This is a genomic window from Nocardia sp. NPDC003482, from assembly GCF_053588115.1.
In genome coordinates this window covers 427892-443998 of the sequence record NZ_JBSFPI010000001.1, presented here as the reverse complement: position 1 = coordinate 443998, position 16107 = coordinate 427892, and the positions used below count along the sequence as shown (strand labels likewise).

Here is a 16107-nt window from a genome sequence, read left to right as displayed (position 1 = left end):
CATGTCCACCAGCCCTTACCTTCTCGACGCGTACGCGCCGATCTACACCGAGCACACCGAGTTCGGGCTGCCCGTCACGGGCTCGGTCCCCGCGGAACTCGACGGGCTGTTCACCTACATCGGCCCCAATCCGGTGGTGCCGCCCGTCGGCTACCGCGAACGGCACTACGCGTGGTTCCGGCAGGACGGGCACGTCGCGGGTGTCCGCCTGCGCGGCGGCGGCGCGGAATGGTTCCGCAATCGCTGGATCCGCTCGCGCCGGGTGTGCCGGGAGATGGCCGAACCGCGGCCGCCGGGCCCGCGGCACTTCCTCAGCGACGTCGTCCACACCAATGTCGTCTGCCACGGCGATCTGCTGCTGGCGCTGGTCGAAACGGGTTGCCTCCCGGCGCGATTGACGCCGACGCTGGACACGGTCGAGTACACCGATCTGCGGCACGGGCTGCGCCACGGCGTGTCGGCGCACCCGAAGATCGACCCGCGCACCGGGCGGCTGGTGATGATCGCGCACACCCCGCTGCTCACCTGGGGCGAATACGTGGAGGTCGACGGGAACGGCGTCGTCCAGCGCCGCGACCGCGTCGATTTCGGCGGCCGCCCGCTCGTGCACGACGTCGCCTTCACCGAGAATCACGCCCTGTTCTTCGACTCGCCCGTGCGCTTCCGGCCCTCGGTGGCCATTCGCGGTCAGCTGCCCTACCGCTGGGATCACGAACACCAGCCCCGGCTGGGCGTCCTCTCGCGCCGCAACGCGACGCTGCGCTGGTTCCCGATCGATCCCGGCTTCGTGCTGCACACCGTCACCGCCACCGAGCGGGAGGAGCGAATCACGTTGCGCGCCATCCGGTACGAGCGCATGTTCGACCACTCCGACGACCCCTTGGCCGGGGGCGGCGGCTGTCTGTGGGAATGGGAGATCGACCTCGCGTCCGGCCGGATCTCCGAACGGCAACTCGACGACCGGATGAACGAACTCCCCCGCTCGCACCCCCGCACGACCACCACCGGATGCCGCTACTACTACGCCGTCACCGGCTCCCCCGAGGACATCGCCGACCGCCAACCCACGGGCGTGATGAAACACGACCTCACCACCGGCCGAACCCTGGTGCGCGACTACGGATCCGGCGCCGTCCCCACCGAGGCCCTGTTCGTCCCGCGCGGCGACGCCGAGGACGACGGCTGGCTCCTGCACCTGATCTACGACACCGACCACGACACCAGCCGCCTGATGATCCTCGACGCCACCGATCCCACCGGCGACGCGGTCGCCACCGTCACCCTCCCCTGCCGCATCCCCTCCGGCTTCCACAGCAGCTGGATCGACGGCCGCGACCTCGACGCCGTGGACACCGCGCTCCGCACCCGCCCGAACAGCCGGGAAAGGTGAATTTTATTGTCTCCCAGAGGTATTCGATCGCGGTGCGGAATCAGAACGCCGTCGGTCTCGTGGGCAGGCGCACGACGGCCGAATTGCGTCGCGGGCGCGCGTAGGGCGGCTGCTCGGTGATCACGCGGAGCAGGTCCTCCGCGCCCTCGACGGTCAGCTCGGAGACGAGGAAGTGATCGGCGATGCCCGGCTGCAGGAACAGCGGGATGTCGTCGATCGTCCGGTGCGGGAGAACGACGGGCAGCAACTTGCGCCGCCAGGCCGCGCGATCGGTGTGCAGCCGATCCATGATCACCGACAGCTCCGATTGCAGCCCGCGATGAGCGAGGTTCTCCGTCCGGCCGTCGGCGACGGCCTTGCAGTCGGGTGAGGCGATGACCAGGACGAAATCGGCCCGGCCGATCTGATCGATCGCCCACAGGTACCAGTCCCGGCGGTGGTCGAGATCCCACCGGTCCATGTGCACGTCGAGACCGCAGGTCCCCGCGAGGAATTCGCTGAATCGCAGCACCGCGGTCGCGTGTTCGGGATCGTCGTGCGCGTAGCAGACGAAGACCCTCGGCACGGACGCCGGCGCGGCGGGCGCGGACCCCGCGGCGGGCGCGAGCGTTCCGCCGAACCGGCCGGACCCGCTCAGGTCCAGGTCCAGCCGGGTCGGCTCGGAGACCGGTGCGTAGCGCCGCGCGAACGCGGAGCCGGCGTCGAGGTCGAAGCGGGCGTGCACGTCGACGGTCAGCCGCGAACACCCTTCGGGCACGACGAGACTCGCCCACGCCGTGTACGAGCCCGGCCGCACCCCGGCGTCGGTAGGAGCGGTGTAGCGCCACCGGACCTCGGGGCCGCCGGTGCCGAACACGTCCACGATCGGCTGGGTCGGTGACAGCGCGATGTCGTCGCCGGGGACGAAGGTCAGGTAGCTGTCGAGCGCATACGTCCGCGGTCGTTGCGTTTCCAGCACACAGCCGGGAATCGCGTCGACGACCTCGGGCTCGCCGCCCCCGGCCACCCGCAGCCCGAACGACACCTCGAACCACGGCAGCGGCGGCCCGCCCGGTTCCAGCGTCAGCTCGTAATCGATCTCGAGCAGGTACGGATCGTGCGCGCCGAACCCGTCCGGCCGCGGCGGCACCGGGAACACCTGCCAGCTCCGCATCCGCAACGCGCCCAGAGCGATTCGGCGCGGCTCGGCGAGATCCGTTCCGCCGCCGCTCTCGTCGAGCAGGAGCGCGACGGAATTCGACTCGGCGGACGGCGGGACTCGGTCGTCGGTCGGCACGGGCGCACTCCTTCATCGCGGACTGGGGGCACATTTAGGACAGCAGCCCGTGACCGCGTCCGCGGGCGGGGACTGGAAACCTCTGAAATCCGCTGAACGTTCGAGCACGCCGCCGGGGCGATCGGCGCCCTTATCGTCGGTTCCGGACGCACACACCGCTATCCGAGGAGCGACAACCATGAACGAGGTCTACTACTGCGGGCACTGCCGTCGGCAACAACAGCCCGGCAGCGGCATCTTCTGCATCGCCTGTAGCGACAGCTGTCGCACGGTGTCGTGGTACACCGACCACGAGAGCGAGTCCGACGCGCTGCGCAAGTTCCGGCACGTCAACCCCGGCCGCGCCTGAACGCCTCGGCCACCGCCCCCACGCGACGAACGACGACCGGCGGATGACGAGCGCGGAAACCCGGGCGACGACGGCACCGCACGCCTCGCGCGTGGTGGAGGTGATCGCCCCGGGACACAACGAATTGTCCTACGGCTCCGGCTGTCTCGTCGGACCGCGCACCGTCCTCACGGCCGGGAGCCTGCTCCCGCGAGCGCACGGTCACGCGATGATCCGATTCCTCGGCGACGCCCGGCCGCGGCCCGCCCGCGTGGTGTGCACCACCGCCGGTGCGGACGGCCTCGACGCCGCCGTGCTGCGCCTGGACGGCGATCTGCCCGAGGAACTCGCGCACGCCGAACCGCTGCGCCCCGGACGCGTCATCACCGGCAGCGGCACCGTCGCCGCCGAGGCCCACGGCTTCCCGGAGGCCCAGCGGCGCAACCACTTCCGCGAGATCGAACCCGCCGTCGGGACGATCGCCTGCGGCTCCGGGGCCGTGCTGGGCCGACTGGAGTTCGAGGTGAGCGCCGCGCCGCGCTCCCTGCCGACCTCGCCGACCGCCGAGACCGGCGACCGCGGCCCGTGGCGGGGTATGGCGGGCGCGGCGGTGTTCGCCTCCGGGCTGCTCGTCGGCGTGGTCGTCGGCGCCGCCCGGGGGTGGAGCGAGGCCAGGCTGGTCGTCGAGCCGATCACCGAAATCCTTGCGCGCGAGGACTTTCGCCGCGCGTTGACCGCCGAGGGACGGCACCGCCTGTCGATCGAGGCCGTCGAACTGATCCGGCTCGCCCCCTTCCCGCCGCCACCGGTCCCGGTCTCCCCGGTGCATCTCCTGCGCGCCCAGAACGAGGTCGTCGCGTTCCACGGGCGGGAGCGTGAACTCGATCGGCTGCGACGCTGGTGCGCGGGCACCGGAGTCGGCGTGATGCTGATCCACGGGCCCGGCGGCCAGGGCAAGACCCGCCTGGCGTTGGAACTGCTGCGCGACCGGCAGAGCCGGGGCTGGGCGTGCGGCGTCACGGTCACCGACCTGGACGAGATGCGCGACGCGCTGGGCCGCGACGAGGTCCGGCGCGGTCTGGCCGCGGGCCGGGTCCCGGTACTGCTCGTGATCGACTACGCCGAGGCCTGGCGCGGCGGTGACGCCCGCACCGCCGATCCCGTCGTGCGCATCCTGCAGCTGTGCGCCGAGCGCGACCGGACCCATACCGCGCCCGTCCGCCTGCTGCTGGTCGCCCGGTTCCCGGACGCCCTGTGGAAGCAACTCGACACGCTCGCGCGAACCCTGCACCTCACCGCCGAACCGCTCGCGCTCGAACCGCTGTCCCCGAGCGCGCGCGAGGTCCCGGACATGTATCGAAACGCGGTGCGCGCCTTCGCCTCCCGGATGCTCCATCTCAGCGGCTACCACACGGTGGACTGGACCGCCCTCGCGTCCGGGCTGCGGCCGCCGGACTTCCTGCGCCAGCCGAGGTACCGGCACGCGCTGACCCTCCACGAACAGGCCCTGTCGGACCTGTTGCAGGCGAGCCCGGACTCGGTGGACAGCGCCGCGGGCGCCTCGGTCGAGCGGATCCTGCTCGACCACGAGACCCGGTACTGGGAACGGACCGCCGCGGCGCATTCGGTGCCGCTGCCCCCGGAGGGTTTGCGGGAGGCCGTCGCCGGGCTCACCCTCTTCGGCGCCGCCACCCGCGACCAGGCCGCCGGGCTGGTGCGCGCGCTGCCCGCGTCGAGCGGCGCCGCGGACGCCGACGTGCGCCGGATCGTCGACTGGCTCGCCCAGCTGTATCCCGATCCGCACACCGTCTGGGCCCCACTCGAACCCGATCGGCTGGGCGAGTACCTGGTGAGCGCGGTGTGGGGCGACGACGACGGGCTGCTCGCCGTCCTCGCCGACCGCATCGACGCGAGCGCGCCCGGCTCGGGACGCACGATCATGTTGGGCGAGAGCCAGATCCACCGTATGCTCGTCGTCCTCGACCGCATCCGGCGACCCGGGAAACATCTGGAGAGCATCGCCGGAGCGGTCCGCGCCGTGCTCGAATTCGACCGCCGCGCAACCGATTACCCGATCGCCGAGCATCGGGAGTATCTTCGGCTGGCGCTGCACAAGTTCCGGGTCGACGCCGCCCACATCGATCGGCTCATCGGCGAGGGCCCCGCCACCGCGCCGTGGCGGGCGCGCTGGGCCTGGTGGAACACCCAGCGTCCGGCGCACGTGGTGCCGGGAACCGCCGAGCACTACCTCGCACTGCTCACCCTCGACGGCACGCCGATCCTCGTCGCCGCCGGTGAGTTCACCATCGCGATCCACGATCCGGCCACCGGTCGCGAACGGGCGCTGCTGTTCGCCTCGGACGACAGGGACAACCGCATCTCCGCGACGCACGCCGTGATCCACGAGGGCGCGTTGTACGTGGCCCTGGGCACCTGGACGGGCGAGATCGGGGTGCTGCGCTACCGGGGCGGGGAATCCGGAGAGTGGGCGGGCCGCCCGACGGCCCTGCCCGGGCCGCCCGACGGCCCGCGACGCGTGGTCGCGATACACCTGGTCCGCGAACCGCACGGGCTCGAACTCGTCACCGCCACCTACGAACCCCGCCTGCGGGTGTGGCATCCCCCGACCGGCACGCAGATCCGGACGATCGAGACCGGGGGTAAGACCACCGCCATGGTCACCGCGTCCCTGGCCGGACGACCGGTCCTGGTCACGGCCGACGACGACCATCGGGTGCGGGTGGTCGCGCTGTCCGACGGGACCGTCCTCACCACCCTCGTGCTCGAGGTCGGCTCGCCCACCGCGATCGATGTCCTCCACCCCTTCCGGGACGCGCGAGGAGTCGCGAACCAGGACATCCTCTGGGCGGTCGTGGGCCATCTCGACGGCTCGGTGGGCCTGCACGATCTGAGCACCGGCGCCTTCCTCGGCGAGTTGGCGCGGCACACCAAGAGCGTCACCGCCGTCGCCGTCGGCCGCCTCGACGGACAGGCCCTCGCGGTGACGACCGGCGCGGACCACCGCACCCTGGTGACCGACATCCGCAGCGGCACGCGCTTCGGCGAACCCTACCTCGGGCACACCGGTCGCATCACCGCGCTGGCGCTCGGCGAGGTCGGCACCCGGCTCCGAACCTTCACGGCCGCAATGGATTTCACGCTGCGCCAGTGGGACGTCTCCGCGGCGGCGGCCCCCGAGGCGGCGCTGGTCGGCCACACCGACCGGATCGTCGACATCGCCGCGGGCACCGGCGAATTCGCGTCCCTGATCGTCACCAGCAGCGGGGACCACAGCGTGCGGATCTGGGATCTGGAACGCGGCGGCCGGGGCGGGTGGCCGCCGCTGCTCGACGACAGCTATCCGACCCGCACGACCGTGACCGCGCTGGCCGTCACGAGTCATCTGGGACGACCGCTGATCGTCACCGGCGACGTCGACGGTGGCGTGGACACGGTGCCCCGGCCCGCGGACCGGAGCGCGTGGATGTGGCTGGAGCATCGGATCGTCGCGCTCGATGTCACCGTTCTCGGCCCCGATCCGATCACGGTCGCGGCCGACAACGAGGGCGCGGTGCGGGCGTGGGATCCGCTGACCGGGTCGCCCGTGGGACCGGCGACCGCGACCGGGATGAACAACATTCGCGGCCTGGTGATCACGACCTGGCACGGCCGACCCGTCGCGGTCGTGGCCGATCGGACGCGGTGCACCGCGGTCGATCTCATCGTCGGCGGCCTCGTCCCCGAGGTCGTGGGCGGCACGGTCGATCACGACAGCGTGGTCGGCGTCGCCGTGTTCGGCGACCGTCCCGGCCTGATCGTCGCCACGACCTCCGACCGGCCCGGCGCGGTCGCCGCCGTGCGGGTGATCGACGCCCGCACGCGCCGGGAAACCCATGCGGCACAGCACTTTCCGGCGAGGATTCGGGCGGCGCGCCGCATCGCCGCGGACGGGAGTCGCCCGGCGCTGCTGGTGGTCGGCGACAATGGCGAGGTGTGGGTGCGCGAACTCGACACCCACCTCCCGCCCGCCGGACCGATCGGCGTGGTGGGGCTCGGATTCGTCAACCGGATTCCCGTGGCGGTCACCGCCTCCGGCGGGCGGCTCGCCGTGGTGATCGGCGGCGCGGACGGGGCCCTCGAATGCGTCGACGGCCTGACCGGACACGCGTTGATCGACACCGATCCGGCCAACCCCTCGGCCGGGACGGTCGCCACCTACCGGGGTCGCCGGGTCGTGGTCGTCGCCTCCAGCGCCGCGAAGGTGGTCTGCCGCGACAGCCTCACCGGCGCGCGGGTGGACGTCCCGGTCCCCTCCCGATCCCGGCTGACCGCCATGCGCACCGTCACCGCCGCGGACCACGAAATCGTCCTCGCCGCAGGCTATCTCGGCGTGCAGGCGTGGTACGCGCGCACGATGTCGCCGCTTCCGGCGTGGGAGACCGTCAACGACAAGGCCGCGGAACTCGACGTGCTGCCCCTGGGCGATCGGCTCGTCGTGGTGCGCGGCGACAAACGGGCGCTGCGGTCGGTGGACCTCGAATCCGGCGAGCCGTTCGGCGCCGACATCGAGAACCCCGTCCCGGCGGGGACCACCGATCGGATCGTGGTCGCCGCCGTGCTGCTGCGCGGGCGGCCGACGGCGTTCGTGGCGGGTGTGCTCTCCCCGACGATCGTCGCGTGGGATCTGCCGACGGGACGCAAGGTCTGGGAGTCGACGGGCGAACTGCCGATCACCCGCCTGTTCGCCGCGACCGCGGGCGGGAACGAGGTGCTCTACGTCGCCCACACCGGCGGCCTCCTGCTCGAGTGGCCGCTCGGGGAGCTGCTGCCCCGGCCCTGGTTCGGACGGCTGCGCGGGCGCCGGGACCCCCGGCGCGTCGACAGGCCCGGCGAGATCACCGCCCTGACAACGCATCCCGGGCACGGGCTGGTACTGGCCCGCGGCGACATCCTCGAATTGCGGCCGTTCGACCCGCACGACCCCCGCCCCATCCGCCTCGGCGCGCCGATCAACGACCTCGCCTGCGGTGATCACGGCTCGATCGTCGTGATCACCGAACAGGGCGCGGTCGTCGTCGACGTGCGGTGAGCGGCCTCAGCCCGAGCCGTCCTGAAGACCCGTTCTGCGCACGCTGTCGGTGACGTGCCGCCGCGTCCACCGCCACCCCGCCATCCGATGCCGCCCCACGTAGACGGCGGCGATCCCGACCCCGACGAGAACGGCGAGGAACGCGAGACCGCCACTGCCGGAACCGGTTCCGATGAGGAACGCCACCACAGCGACCGCCATGCCGCCCAGATACGCGGCCATGTGGTCGGAGCCGTACCACCGCACCCGCTCGGCCCGGTCGGTGATCCGGCGGATCTCGTCGAGGTGCGCGCGGACCTCCTCGAATTCGGGTTCCGACAGGTCCACCGTCGCTATCCGCGCGAGCCGCTCCCGCGCGTGCCGCAGTTGCGCCGCGTTGGTGATCGCGCGATCGCCGTCCGCCAGTTCGCTCCACCCCTCGGTGATCGAATCGGCGAGCGCCGCCACCAGACACTCCCGGAAGTAGGTGTTCGAGGGATGCTCGCGCACGGCCTCCTCGCAGAGCGCGACGGCCGTGTCGAGGTCGTCGACGAGGGTCGTCGCGACCCCGACAGCATAGGCCGGATTCGCCGGATCGAGTTCCCGCGCCCGCGAATACGCCTCGCGGGCGCGCGGCCAATCCTGTTCCGCGCAGCGCACGTCGCCGAGCGTGGCGTGGAACTCGGCCACGTACGGGCTGAGCCGAACCGCCTCGTTGACCTCGAACAAGGCGTCGGCCTGCCGGCCCAGACTCAACGACGCCTGCGCGCGGAGGTGCCACGCGACGGGGTCGTCGGGCCGCTGGTTCGTCGCCTCCTGGGCCGCCCGGTGCGCTTGGGTGTCGTCGCCGCCGGCGAGATACTCCTGCGCGATCTCCGCCCAGTCGCGGCCGCCGGTGCCGGAGCGTGGTTCCATCTCGGTTCTCCTTCCGCCCCGAAGCTAGAGCGCTTCGATCTTCCTGATCAGCCCGCGGCGCTTGAAATAGACGCGGTCGCAACAGCCGACGATGCCCATGCGCTGCGACCACGCCGACATCCACGCGGCCACGCTGGTGTTGCCGTTGTCCAGGGTGACGACATCGATCGAGACGACCGGTCGCCGCAGTCCGGCGGACGCCAGACCGAATCCCCGCGCCTGGTAGTTGAAATCGCCGGGGCCCTCCACGTCGCGCCACCAGACGGAGCCGAAATGGTCGACGACGGTGTCGCGCACCCGGTTTCGCGGGGCCTTCGAGTACGTCTCGAGCTGCTTGCGCGCCGCGGCGCTCAGGACCACGCCGGAGACGAGGCTCACCACGAAGGCGACGACGATGACGATGAACAGAAACTCCATGATCCCTATCCGATTCCCGTGCTCAGCCGGTCGTGATGTCCCGGACCAGCTTGTTCTTCCCGCTCGTTCGGCAGAACGCCTCGGCGGAGAGCCTGGTGGTGGCGACGTTGCCGCGGCTGGTGTCCTTGCCGATGCCGCGCAGATAGTTCTGGATGATCTCGTCCTTCGTCGCCGACTTCGCGGCGGTGAAGTCCTTGCAGGTGGTCTCCCCGCCCGCGCTCGCGGCCGGGTGGGACGAACCACCACATCCGGTCAGTGCGAGCACCCCCGCCGCGACGAACGCCGCGACGATCGGTGCGGGAAATCCGCTGTGCCGGTTCATGATCGACTCCTCTCGGGTACCGAATACGGTGTGACCACTGGACCACGCCGGCGGCTTCAAGCCCCTGGACGACTGGAAAGCGCTTGAATACGCTGCACTCGGTCGGCCGACGGCGCGGGAGGTGTGGAAGTGGCCGAGAAGGAGCTCGGCGCCGAGGACGCCGATGTCCTGTTCCGCGAATACATTGCGGCACTGAGCTATTCGGTGCTGCGCGCGGAGAAGGCGCACGGTTCGGTGAATCGGGGAAAGGTGGCGAAGCGGCTCAGCGTCTCCGCCGGGAGCGTCTACGCCTATCTCAAGGGCACCACCCTGCCCAAGGCCGACATCTTCGACAAACTCCTCGCGGAACTGAAGATCGAGGATCGCGACGCGGCGCGGTTGGTGGCCCTGCGCGACCGCGTCGAGATCGCCAAACGCTCGGTCCGGGACAAGGGCGCGGCCGCCGGTTCGCCGGGCGCGAACGCCCCGGACCTGCCGCGCGACATCGTCACCCTCGTCGGCCGCGAACTGCCGCTGACCCGGATCCTCACCGCGCTCGGCGGAGATCCCGGCGAGGGCGTCGCGTGTGTCGTGTCGGGTCTCGGCGGGATCGGCAAGACCGCGCTCGCGGTCCGCGCCGCGCGGCGGCTCCAGGATCGCTTCCCCGACGGCCGCCTGTTCGTCGATATGCGGGGTTACGCCACGGACGTGCCCGTGACGGCGGCGGACGCCGCGCGAAAGTTGTTGCGGCAGAGCGGTATCGCGGCGCGGTCGATCCCCGCCGACGCGGACGAGGCCGCGGCGCTGTTGCGCGAGCAGCTGCGCGGCAGGCGGATCCTGCTGATCCTCGACAATGTGGTGGACACCGATCAGATTCGGCCGCTGCTGCCCGCGGAGGGGCCGAGCCGGGTGCTGATCACCAGCCGGAGCAACCTCAACGGCCTCGACGACGCGGTGCACGTCCGGCTCGACGCGCTCTCGGCGCGGCAGTCCGCGGGCCTGATTCGCGAACTGACCCAGGATCTTTCGCCCGAGCACCGACCGAGCGACCGGCAACTGGCCGAGATCGCGCGGCAGTGCCACGGCCTGCCCATGGCGATTCGGATCGCCGCGGCCCTGGTGCGCTCCGAGCCGTGGCCGACCGCCGAGCCCACGGACGGCACGGTCGGCATCGAGGTGTTCTACGACGGGGACCGCGACCTCGAGGACCTCTTCGAACATTCGGTGCGGCGGCTGGACCCCGAGCAGGCACAGGTATTCACGCTGCTCGGCGCGCACGTCGGATTCGATTTCGATCCCGCCGCGGCGGCGGCGACGGCCGGGGTCGAGCCCGCGGCGATCCGAAAGATCCTGCGCCACTTGGTGGAGGTCAATCTGCTCGAATCCAGCAGCGCGGCCCGGTACGGGTTCCACGATCTGGTGCGCGCCTTCGTCCGGCGACGGGCGACCGCGCGGCTCGCGCGCCGCGACCTGGACGCGGCGACGGCCCGCGTGATCGAGCACTATCTGGCGCGCGCCGACGCCGCGGATCGGGTCCTCACCCCGCATCGGCATCGGGTCGGCATGACGCCCGCCCCGGAGCCCGTCGAGCGACCCGACTACGACACGGCCAAGCGGTGGATGAGCGCCGAGCGCGACAATATGATCGCCGCGGCCCGGGCGGCGCACGACCTCGGCCGCGACGAGCAGTGCTGGCAGCTCGCGTTCGCGCTGCGCGGCTACGCGTTCATCACCAACGACATCGAACTGTGGGCGACCGTGCACCGGTACGGGATGACCGCCGCGCGGCGGGCCGGAAACCGGTACGCGGAGGCGGTGATGCGCAACAATCTCGGGCTGGCGCTGCTCCGCCGCGGCGAGCACGCCGGGGCCGAGGAGATGTACGTCCGGGCCCGCGAACTGTTCGCCGAGGTCGGGGACGGTCACGGGGAGCACATCGCGCTCGCCCACCACGCCTGGGTGCACGTGTACCGCGGCGAACTCGACGAGGCGCTGCGCAAGAGCCTGCGCGCGCTGGCCTACATCGCGGAGCGGGGCAGTGTGCGCAACCACGCGATCCTGATGCGCGACACCGCCTCGATCGAGATCGCCCTCGACCGCCATGCCGAGGCGGTACCCCGCCTGATCGATGCGCTGGAGTTGTTCGCGACCCACGACCTGCGGATCGACGAGGCGATGACGTGCACCGAACTGGGTGAGGCGTACCGGCGCCTGGCCGCACTCCCTCAGGCGCACGCGGCCTTCGAACGCGCCGTCGACGTCGGCCGCGCGGCGGGCAGCGTGCTCGAGGAGTCCCGGGGGCACGAAGGATTGGGTCTCGTCGCCATCGCCCGCGACGATCCGGCCGCAGCGCATCGTCATCTGCTGTGCGCCCTGGCGGGGTATTCGACGCTGCACGACATGCCGGGGAGGCAGCGGGTGCTCGCCGAACTCGAACGGCTGGGCCCGCTCACCGCGGACTGAGGCCCAGGGTCAGAATCGGCTCAGCTCGTAGAGCGGGGTTCCATTCGAATCGTACACCGCCGCATGGTCTTTCGAGGAGAACACCACCTGGTACCGTCCGCTGTTGACGCTCTGCCGCACGAGCAGCGTGTACCGATTCGCGGCGTCGGGTTTGGCGGACAGCGTGCAGTACGCGGGGCCGCCGATGTCGAGCGGCCGACCGCCGGAGTAGAAGAAGCCGTCGCACAGGCCACCGTTCTCGGTGAACGACTTGGCCTCCGTGCCGTCCGAGGAGGTCCACGTCCCGACCAGGGCCGACGGGCCGACCTCGATGCCCCGCCCGCCGCTCGTGTCGCTGGCGGGCGCGACCGTGCCCGGCGGTATCGGCAGAACCGATTCCGCGCCAACGGTTCCCGCGGTCGTCGACGGGTTCCCCCCGGTGGCGGCCCGCAGCGCGAACAGGACGGCGCCCACGACGGCGACGAGGACGACGAGGGTCAGCACCGGGTGGTTCCGGGCCGCCTCGACCACCTTGTTGCTGATCCTGACCGAGCCCCCGGCCGTGATCGCTCCCGTGGCGATGCCCTGGTGCGCGACGGTCGTGGCGGGCGGGGCGGGTGTCTCGGGAGCCGAATCCGGTTGCGGCGTCGGAACTTTCGCCGGAGTGCGCGGTGCGATCCGCGGTCTGCCCGGCAGGACCAGCGGCCGGGGGGTCGGGGTCGGTTGCCGATCCTTGGGCTGACCGGTCAACGCGCGCAGCAGATCCTCCGCACCCGCGATCGTGAACTCGGTGACCAAATAGTGGTCCGCGGTCTGCGGTTGCAGGAACGCCGGGAGGTCGGACGGCGATCCGCCGGGCAGGACGACGGGCAGCAGTTTCCGCGTCCAGGTCGCGCGGTCGGCGTGCAGCCATTCGCGCAGCAACGCCATTTCCGACTGCATGCCTCGGTTCGCCAGGTTGTCCGCGCGGCCCTCGCCGACGAGCTTGCATCGCGGTGACGCGACGATCAGCACGAAGTCCGCCTCGCCGAGCTGCTCGGTGGCCCACAGGTACCAGTCCCGCCGCCGATCGAGATCCCAGCGATCCATGTGGACATCGAATCCGCATGTCTCGGCGAGGAATTCGGCGAAGCGGCGGACCGCCTCGATGTGCTCGTCGCTGTCGTGGGCGTAGGAGACGAACACCCGCACCGGTCGCGGCGTCGCCGGATTCGGCCGATCGCCCGCCGCGACCACGGCCGTCGCGTCGTCCCCGCGCGGCAGGGCGAGCCGCACGACGGTCTGCTCGGCGATCGGCGTGCGCTCGGCTCGGTCCGCCGCGGACAGGTCGAAGCGCGCCGAGACCACCACCGCCAGCTCCGCGCAACCGACCGGCACGACGACCGTCGACGCCGCGGCATGCCGTCCCACCGGGCTCCCCGTCGCCGCGAGATCGCTGTGGCGCCACCGCACCTGGCGGCCGCCCAGCCCGAACACATCGACGGTCGCCGCTTCGGCGGGCAGCGACACCGTCTCGCCCGGACCGAACCGCAGCTGGCGGTCCACCCCGTAGGCCCGCGCGTTCGCGGGCTCGAGCGTGGTGCGCGGAATCGCGTCGACCACCGCCGCCGCACCGGGTGCGTCGAGGGCGAGACCGATTTCGAACCAGGACAATCGCACCGCACGGTCGATTTCCAGCTCGAAGTCGAATTCGAGAAGATATGCGGCGCGACCGGATTCGTCCCGCGCGTCGCGGATCGGCCGGACCCGCGGCCTAGTCACGCGGATCGTGCCGACGGAGAACTGCTCGCCCTCGGTGCCGGGTTCCATTCCGGACCCGTCGAGTCGCAAGGCGATATCGGCCATTTCGGCTCCCGGTACTGCTGGCGGGTTCCGACGCCGCGGAGGCGCCGGAGATCGTCCCCGTTTCGGTGAGCCTAGCCGGGGTTTCGCGACCTGTCCGGGTATCGGATCAAGTGGGTGACTCATCCCCCCAAAAGGCATGAGAATGCGAGCAATTCGCGAACCGACCAGCTGGCATTGTTGCAATGGACTCGCATTCGCTCGCCACTGCACTACACTCCCCCGAATGCAGGAGAACCCGCCGCCTCGCATAGGGACGGCCGAAAGACAACGCGCACTGAGACTTCTGAACGACCATCACGCCGCCGGGCGAATCGATTTCCAGGAGTTCGATCTGCGGTCCCAGAAGATCGCGAATGCCACCACCCAGGCGGATCTCGACGCGGTGTTCGCCGATCTTCGGGCACCGGCCGAGGCACGGCGCGGCCGGTGGCCCTTGGTGGCGGGCACGCTCGGTGTCGCCTGCGTCGTGCTGATCGGCGCGGTGGTGGTGTTGGCGCGACGTGAATCACCCTCGCAGACAAGCCTTCCCGCGGCCGCCACCACACTCGCGGCCGCGGTGACCACCACGGCGTCCTCGACCGCGGAGACCGCCACGACCACCCGATCGGCCACGGCCACGGCCACGTCCGCGTCGAGCACCACCGCGCTCGCGGCCGGTGTCAGCACCGACGCGGTGCAATACTTGATGGACTTCAAAATTCTGTCCAGTAGCAAATACTGGAGTTTCAATACCGGCCCCGGCACGGTGTCGGGCACGCCCTACACGCGATCGGTCATGATCCAGCCCTATCGGAAGGAACTGGCCTTCGTCGAATACGACCTCGGACGCAAGTTCACCAAACTCGACGGTGTGCTCGGGGTCCGGGACGATTCCACGCCCAGTGACATCGCCATGCAGTTCCAGATCTACGCCGACGGGGTGGTCGTCGCCGACCAGACGGTGAAACTCGGCGCCACCGTTCCGATCCATCTCGAATTCGACAAGCCATTGCGCCTGCGTCTCCAGGTGACCGACCTCAGTGGCGGTGGCGATTCGGACGCGGTGTTCGGCGATCTGCGGGCGACCCGGTAGCCGATGGTGAGCGCGGATCACACCTCGGAGACGAGCGTCCCACGGGTTTTCGTTTCCTACTCGCACGACACCGAGGAACACAAACGTCTGGTGCGCGAATTCTGCACCTTCCTCCGCACCGAGTCCGGGGTGGACGTCCGCCTCGACGTGTGGGACGACTACGAACGCCGGGACTGGTCGTTGTGGGCGATGGACCAACTCGAATCGGCCGATTTCGTTCTGGTGATCGCCTCCCCCGAGTACAAGCGCCGCGCGGACGGCACCGCGGCCGCCGACGAGGGCCGCGGCGCGCAGTTCGAGGCCGCGATCATTCGCGACGGCCTCACCCGGGACCTGCGCGCGGAAACGCGCCGGATCCTCCCGATCGTGCTTCCCGGACGCTCGATCGACGAGATCCCGACCTTCCTCCTCGCCCACTCCACCACCCGCTACACGATCAGCGAATTCACCACCGAGGGCGTCAACGATCTGCTCGCGGCGTTCAGCGGCGTCGCCGAACATCCCACCCCGCCCCGCGGAACGTATGTCGGGCCGACGTTCGCCCGTCAGCAGTCCCGCGACGCGGCCTCGGGCCGTGGCAAGGCCCGATTGCTCACCGTCGCACTGGAACCCGTGGTCCGAGGTGCCGACCTGCGCCTCACCGGAGCGGATCTCAACGGCATCCACTACGGGAACAGCATCGTGCACCGCTGCGCGGCCTTCTGCGGAGACCCCCGCAGCCCCATCGAATTCACCCTGCGCCGCACCTTTCGCGAATTCGAATCCGTCGTCGGCATTTTGGACGACGCCACCGACGCCGGACAGCTCGGCTACTTCCAGGTCTTCCTGGACGGCGAAGCCCAACAGCAGGTCGAAGTCGGGTACGGCCGACCTGCCAAGATCCGCTACGACATCAGCGGGGTCCTCCGCCTGAAGCTCGTCGCCTACCGCCCCGACACGGTCGCCAACCCGATGCTCGCGGGAGCGATCGCGGCCGTGGGCCGTTCGAGCAAACTGCCCGCGCTCGCCTGGGGGAACCCGACGCTGTTCGAGTGATGCCCGGCCGACCCCGAG

General features: G+C 70.9%; 11 protein-coding genes. 6 read left to right on the top strand and 5 right to left on the bottom strand.

Translation table 11 applies throughout. The annotated features are described in order from the left end of the window. Position 1: 1 nt before the first annotated feature. A complete protein-coding gene (locus ACWDSJ_RS02085; RefSeq protein WP_450028819.1) occupies positions 2-1390 on the top strand; it encodes a carotenoid oxygenase family protein in 1389 nt (462 codons plus the stop codon). Positions 1391-1430: 40 nt separating this feature from the next. On the opposite strand, the gene ACWDSJ_RS02080 is transcribed toward ACWDSJ_RS02085, so the two are convergent. Continuing rightward, positions 1431-2666 (bottom strand): SEFIR domain-containing protein, encoded by a 1236-nt coding sequence (locus tag ACWDSJ_RS02080; RefSeq protein ID WP_450028818.1) that lies wholly within the window; start codon positions 2664-2666, stop codon positions 1431-1433. A 178-nt stretch (positions 2667-2844) separates the two neighbouring features. Between ACWDSJ_RS02080 and ACWDSJ_RS02075 the strand changes: the two genes are divergently transcribed. Both ACWDSJ_RS02075 and ACWDSJ_RS02070 read left to right on the top strand, forming a co-directional pair. Next, positions 2845-3015, top strand: coding sequence for a hypothetical protein (locus ACWDSJ_RS02075; RefSeq protein WP_387357636.1), 171 nt, complete (start codon positions 2845-2847; stop codon positions 3013-3015). 43 nt (positions 3016-3058) lie between these two features. Next, positions 3059-8083, top strand: a complete 5025-nt coding sequence (locus ACWDSJ_RS02070) for a hypothetical protein (RefSeq protein WP_450028817.1) — start codon at positions 3059-3061, stop codon at positions 8081-8083. Positions 8084-8089: 6 nt separating this feature from the next. Here ACWDSJ_RS02070 and ACWDSJ_RS02065 read toward each other — a convergent pair whose 3' ends face one another. The 3 genes from ACWDSJ_RS02065 to ACWDSJ_RS02055 are packed head-to-tail and all read right to left on the bottom strand — an operon-like array spanning position 8090 to position 9716. Then, positions 8090-8977 (bottom strand): tetratricopeptide repeat protein, encoded by an 888-nt coding sequence (locus ACWDSJ_RS02065; RefSeq protein WP_450028816.1) that lies wholly within the window; start codon positions 8975-8977, stop codon positions 8090-8092. A 24-nt stretch (positions 8978-9001) separates the two neighbouring features. Continuing rightward, entirely contained in the window at positions 9002-9394 is a 393-nt protein-coding gene (locus ACWDSJ_RS02060; protein WP_387357633.1) for a hypothetical protein, read from the bottom strand. A gap of 22 nt (positions 9395-9416) precedes the next feature. Further along, positions 9417-9716, bottom strand: coding sequence for a hypothetical protein (locus ACWDSJ_RS02055; protein WP_387357632.1), 300 nt, complete (start codon positions 9714-9716; stop codon positions 9417-9419). A 129-nt stretch (positions 9717-9845) separates the two neighbouring features. Here ACWDSJ_RS02055 and ACWDSJ_RS02050 point away from each other — a divergent pair, with 129 nt between their 5' ends. After that, positions 9846-12158, top strand: coding sequence for an NB-ARC domain-containing protein (locus ACWDSJ_RS02050; protein WP_450028815.1), 2313 nt, complete (start codon positions 9846-9848; stop codon positions 12156-12158). A gap of 9 nt (positions 12159-12167) precedes the next feature. Here ACWDSJ_RS02050 and ACWDSJ_RS02045 read toward each other — a convergent pair whose 3' ends face one another. After that, entirely contained in the window at positions 12168-13982 is a 1815-nt protein-coding gene (locus ACWDSJ_RS02045; RefSeq protein ID WP_450028814.1) for an SEFIR domain-containing protein, read from the bottom strand. 223 nt (positions 13983-14205) lie between these two features. Here ACWDSJ_RS02045 and ACWDSJ_RS02040 point away from each other — a divergent pair, with 223 nt between their 5' ends. After that, complete coding sequence (locus ACWDSJ_RS02040; RefSeq protein ID WP_450028813.1) at positions 14206-15054, top strand: DUF1707 domain-containing protein; 849 nt, start codon at positions 14206-14208, stop codon at positions 15052-15054. Between the two features lie 3 nt (positions 15055-15057). Next, complete coding sequence (locus ACWDSJ_RS02035; RefSeq protein WP_450028812.1) at positions 15058-16089, top strand: SEFIR domain-containing protein; 1032 nt, start codon at positions 15058-15060, stop codon at positions 16087-16089. The last annotated feature ends 18 nt before the right edge of the window (positions 16090-16107 follow it).

What these genes read in the sequence shown, in the direction of transcription:
- ACWDSJ_RS02045 (WP_450028814.1), bottom strand. Translation starts at nt 13,982, where the DNA reads ATGGCCGATATCGCCTTGCGACTCGACGGGTCCGGAATGGAACCCGGC.
- ACWDSJ_RS02065 (WP_450028816.1), bottom strand. Translation starts at nt 8,977, where the DNA reads ATGGAACCACGCTCCGGCACCGGCGGCCGCGACTGGGCGGAGATCGCG.
- ACWDSJ_RS02055 (WP_387357632.1), bottom strand. Translation starts at nt 9,716, where the DNA reads ATGAACCGGCACAGCGGATTTCCCGCACCGATCGTCGCGGCGTTCGTC.
- ACWDSJ_RS02085 (WP_450028819.1), top strand. Translation starts at nt 2, where the DNA reads ATGTCCACCAGCCCTTACCTTCTCGACGCGTACGCGCCGATCTACACC.
- ACWDSJ_RS02040 (WP_450028813.1), top strand. Translation starts at nt 14,206, where the DNA reads ATGCAGGAGAACCCGCCGCCTCGCATAGGGACGGCCGAAAGACAACGC.
- ACWDSJ_RS02060 (WP_387357633.1), bottom strand. Translation starts at nt 9,394, where the DNA reads ATGGAGTTTCTGTTCATCGTCATCGTCGTCGCCTTCGTGGTGAGCCTC.
- ACWDSJ_RS02035 (WP_450028812.1), top strand. Translation starts at nt 15,058, where the DNA reads ATGGTGAGCGCGGATCACACCTCGGAGACGAGCGTCCCACGGGTTTTC.
- ACWDSJ_RS02070 (WP_450028817.1), top strand. Translation starts at nt 3,059, where the DNA reads ATGACGAGCGCGGAAACCCGGGCGACGACGGCACCGCACGCCTCGCGC.
- ACWDSJ_RS02075 (WP_387357636.1), top strand. Translation starts at nt 2,845, where the DNA reads ATGAACGAGGTCTACTACTGCGGGCACTGCCGTCGGCAACAACAGCCC.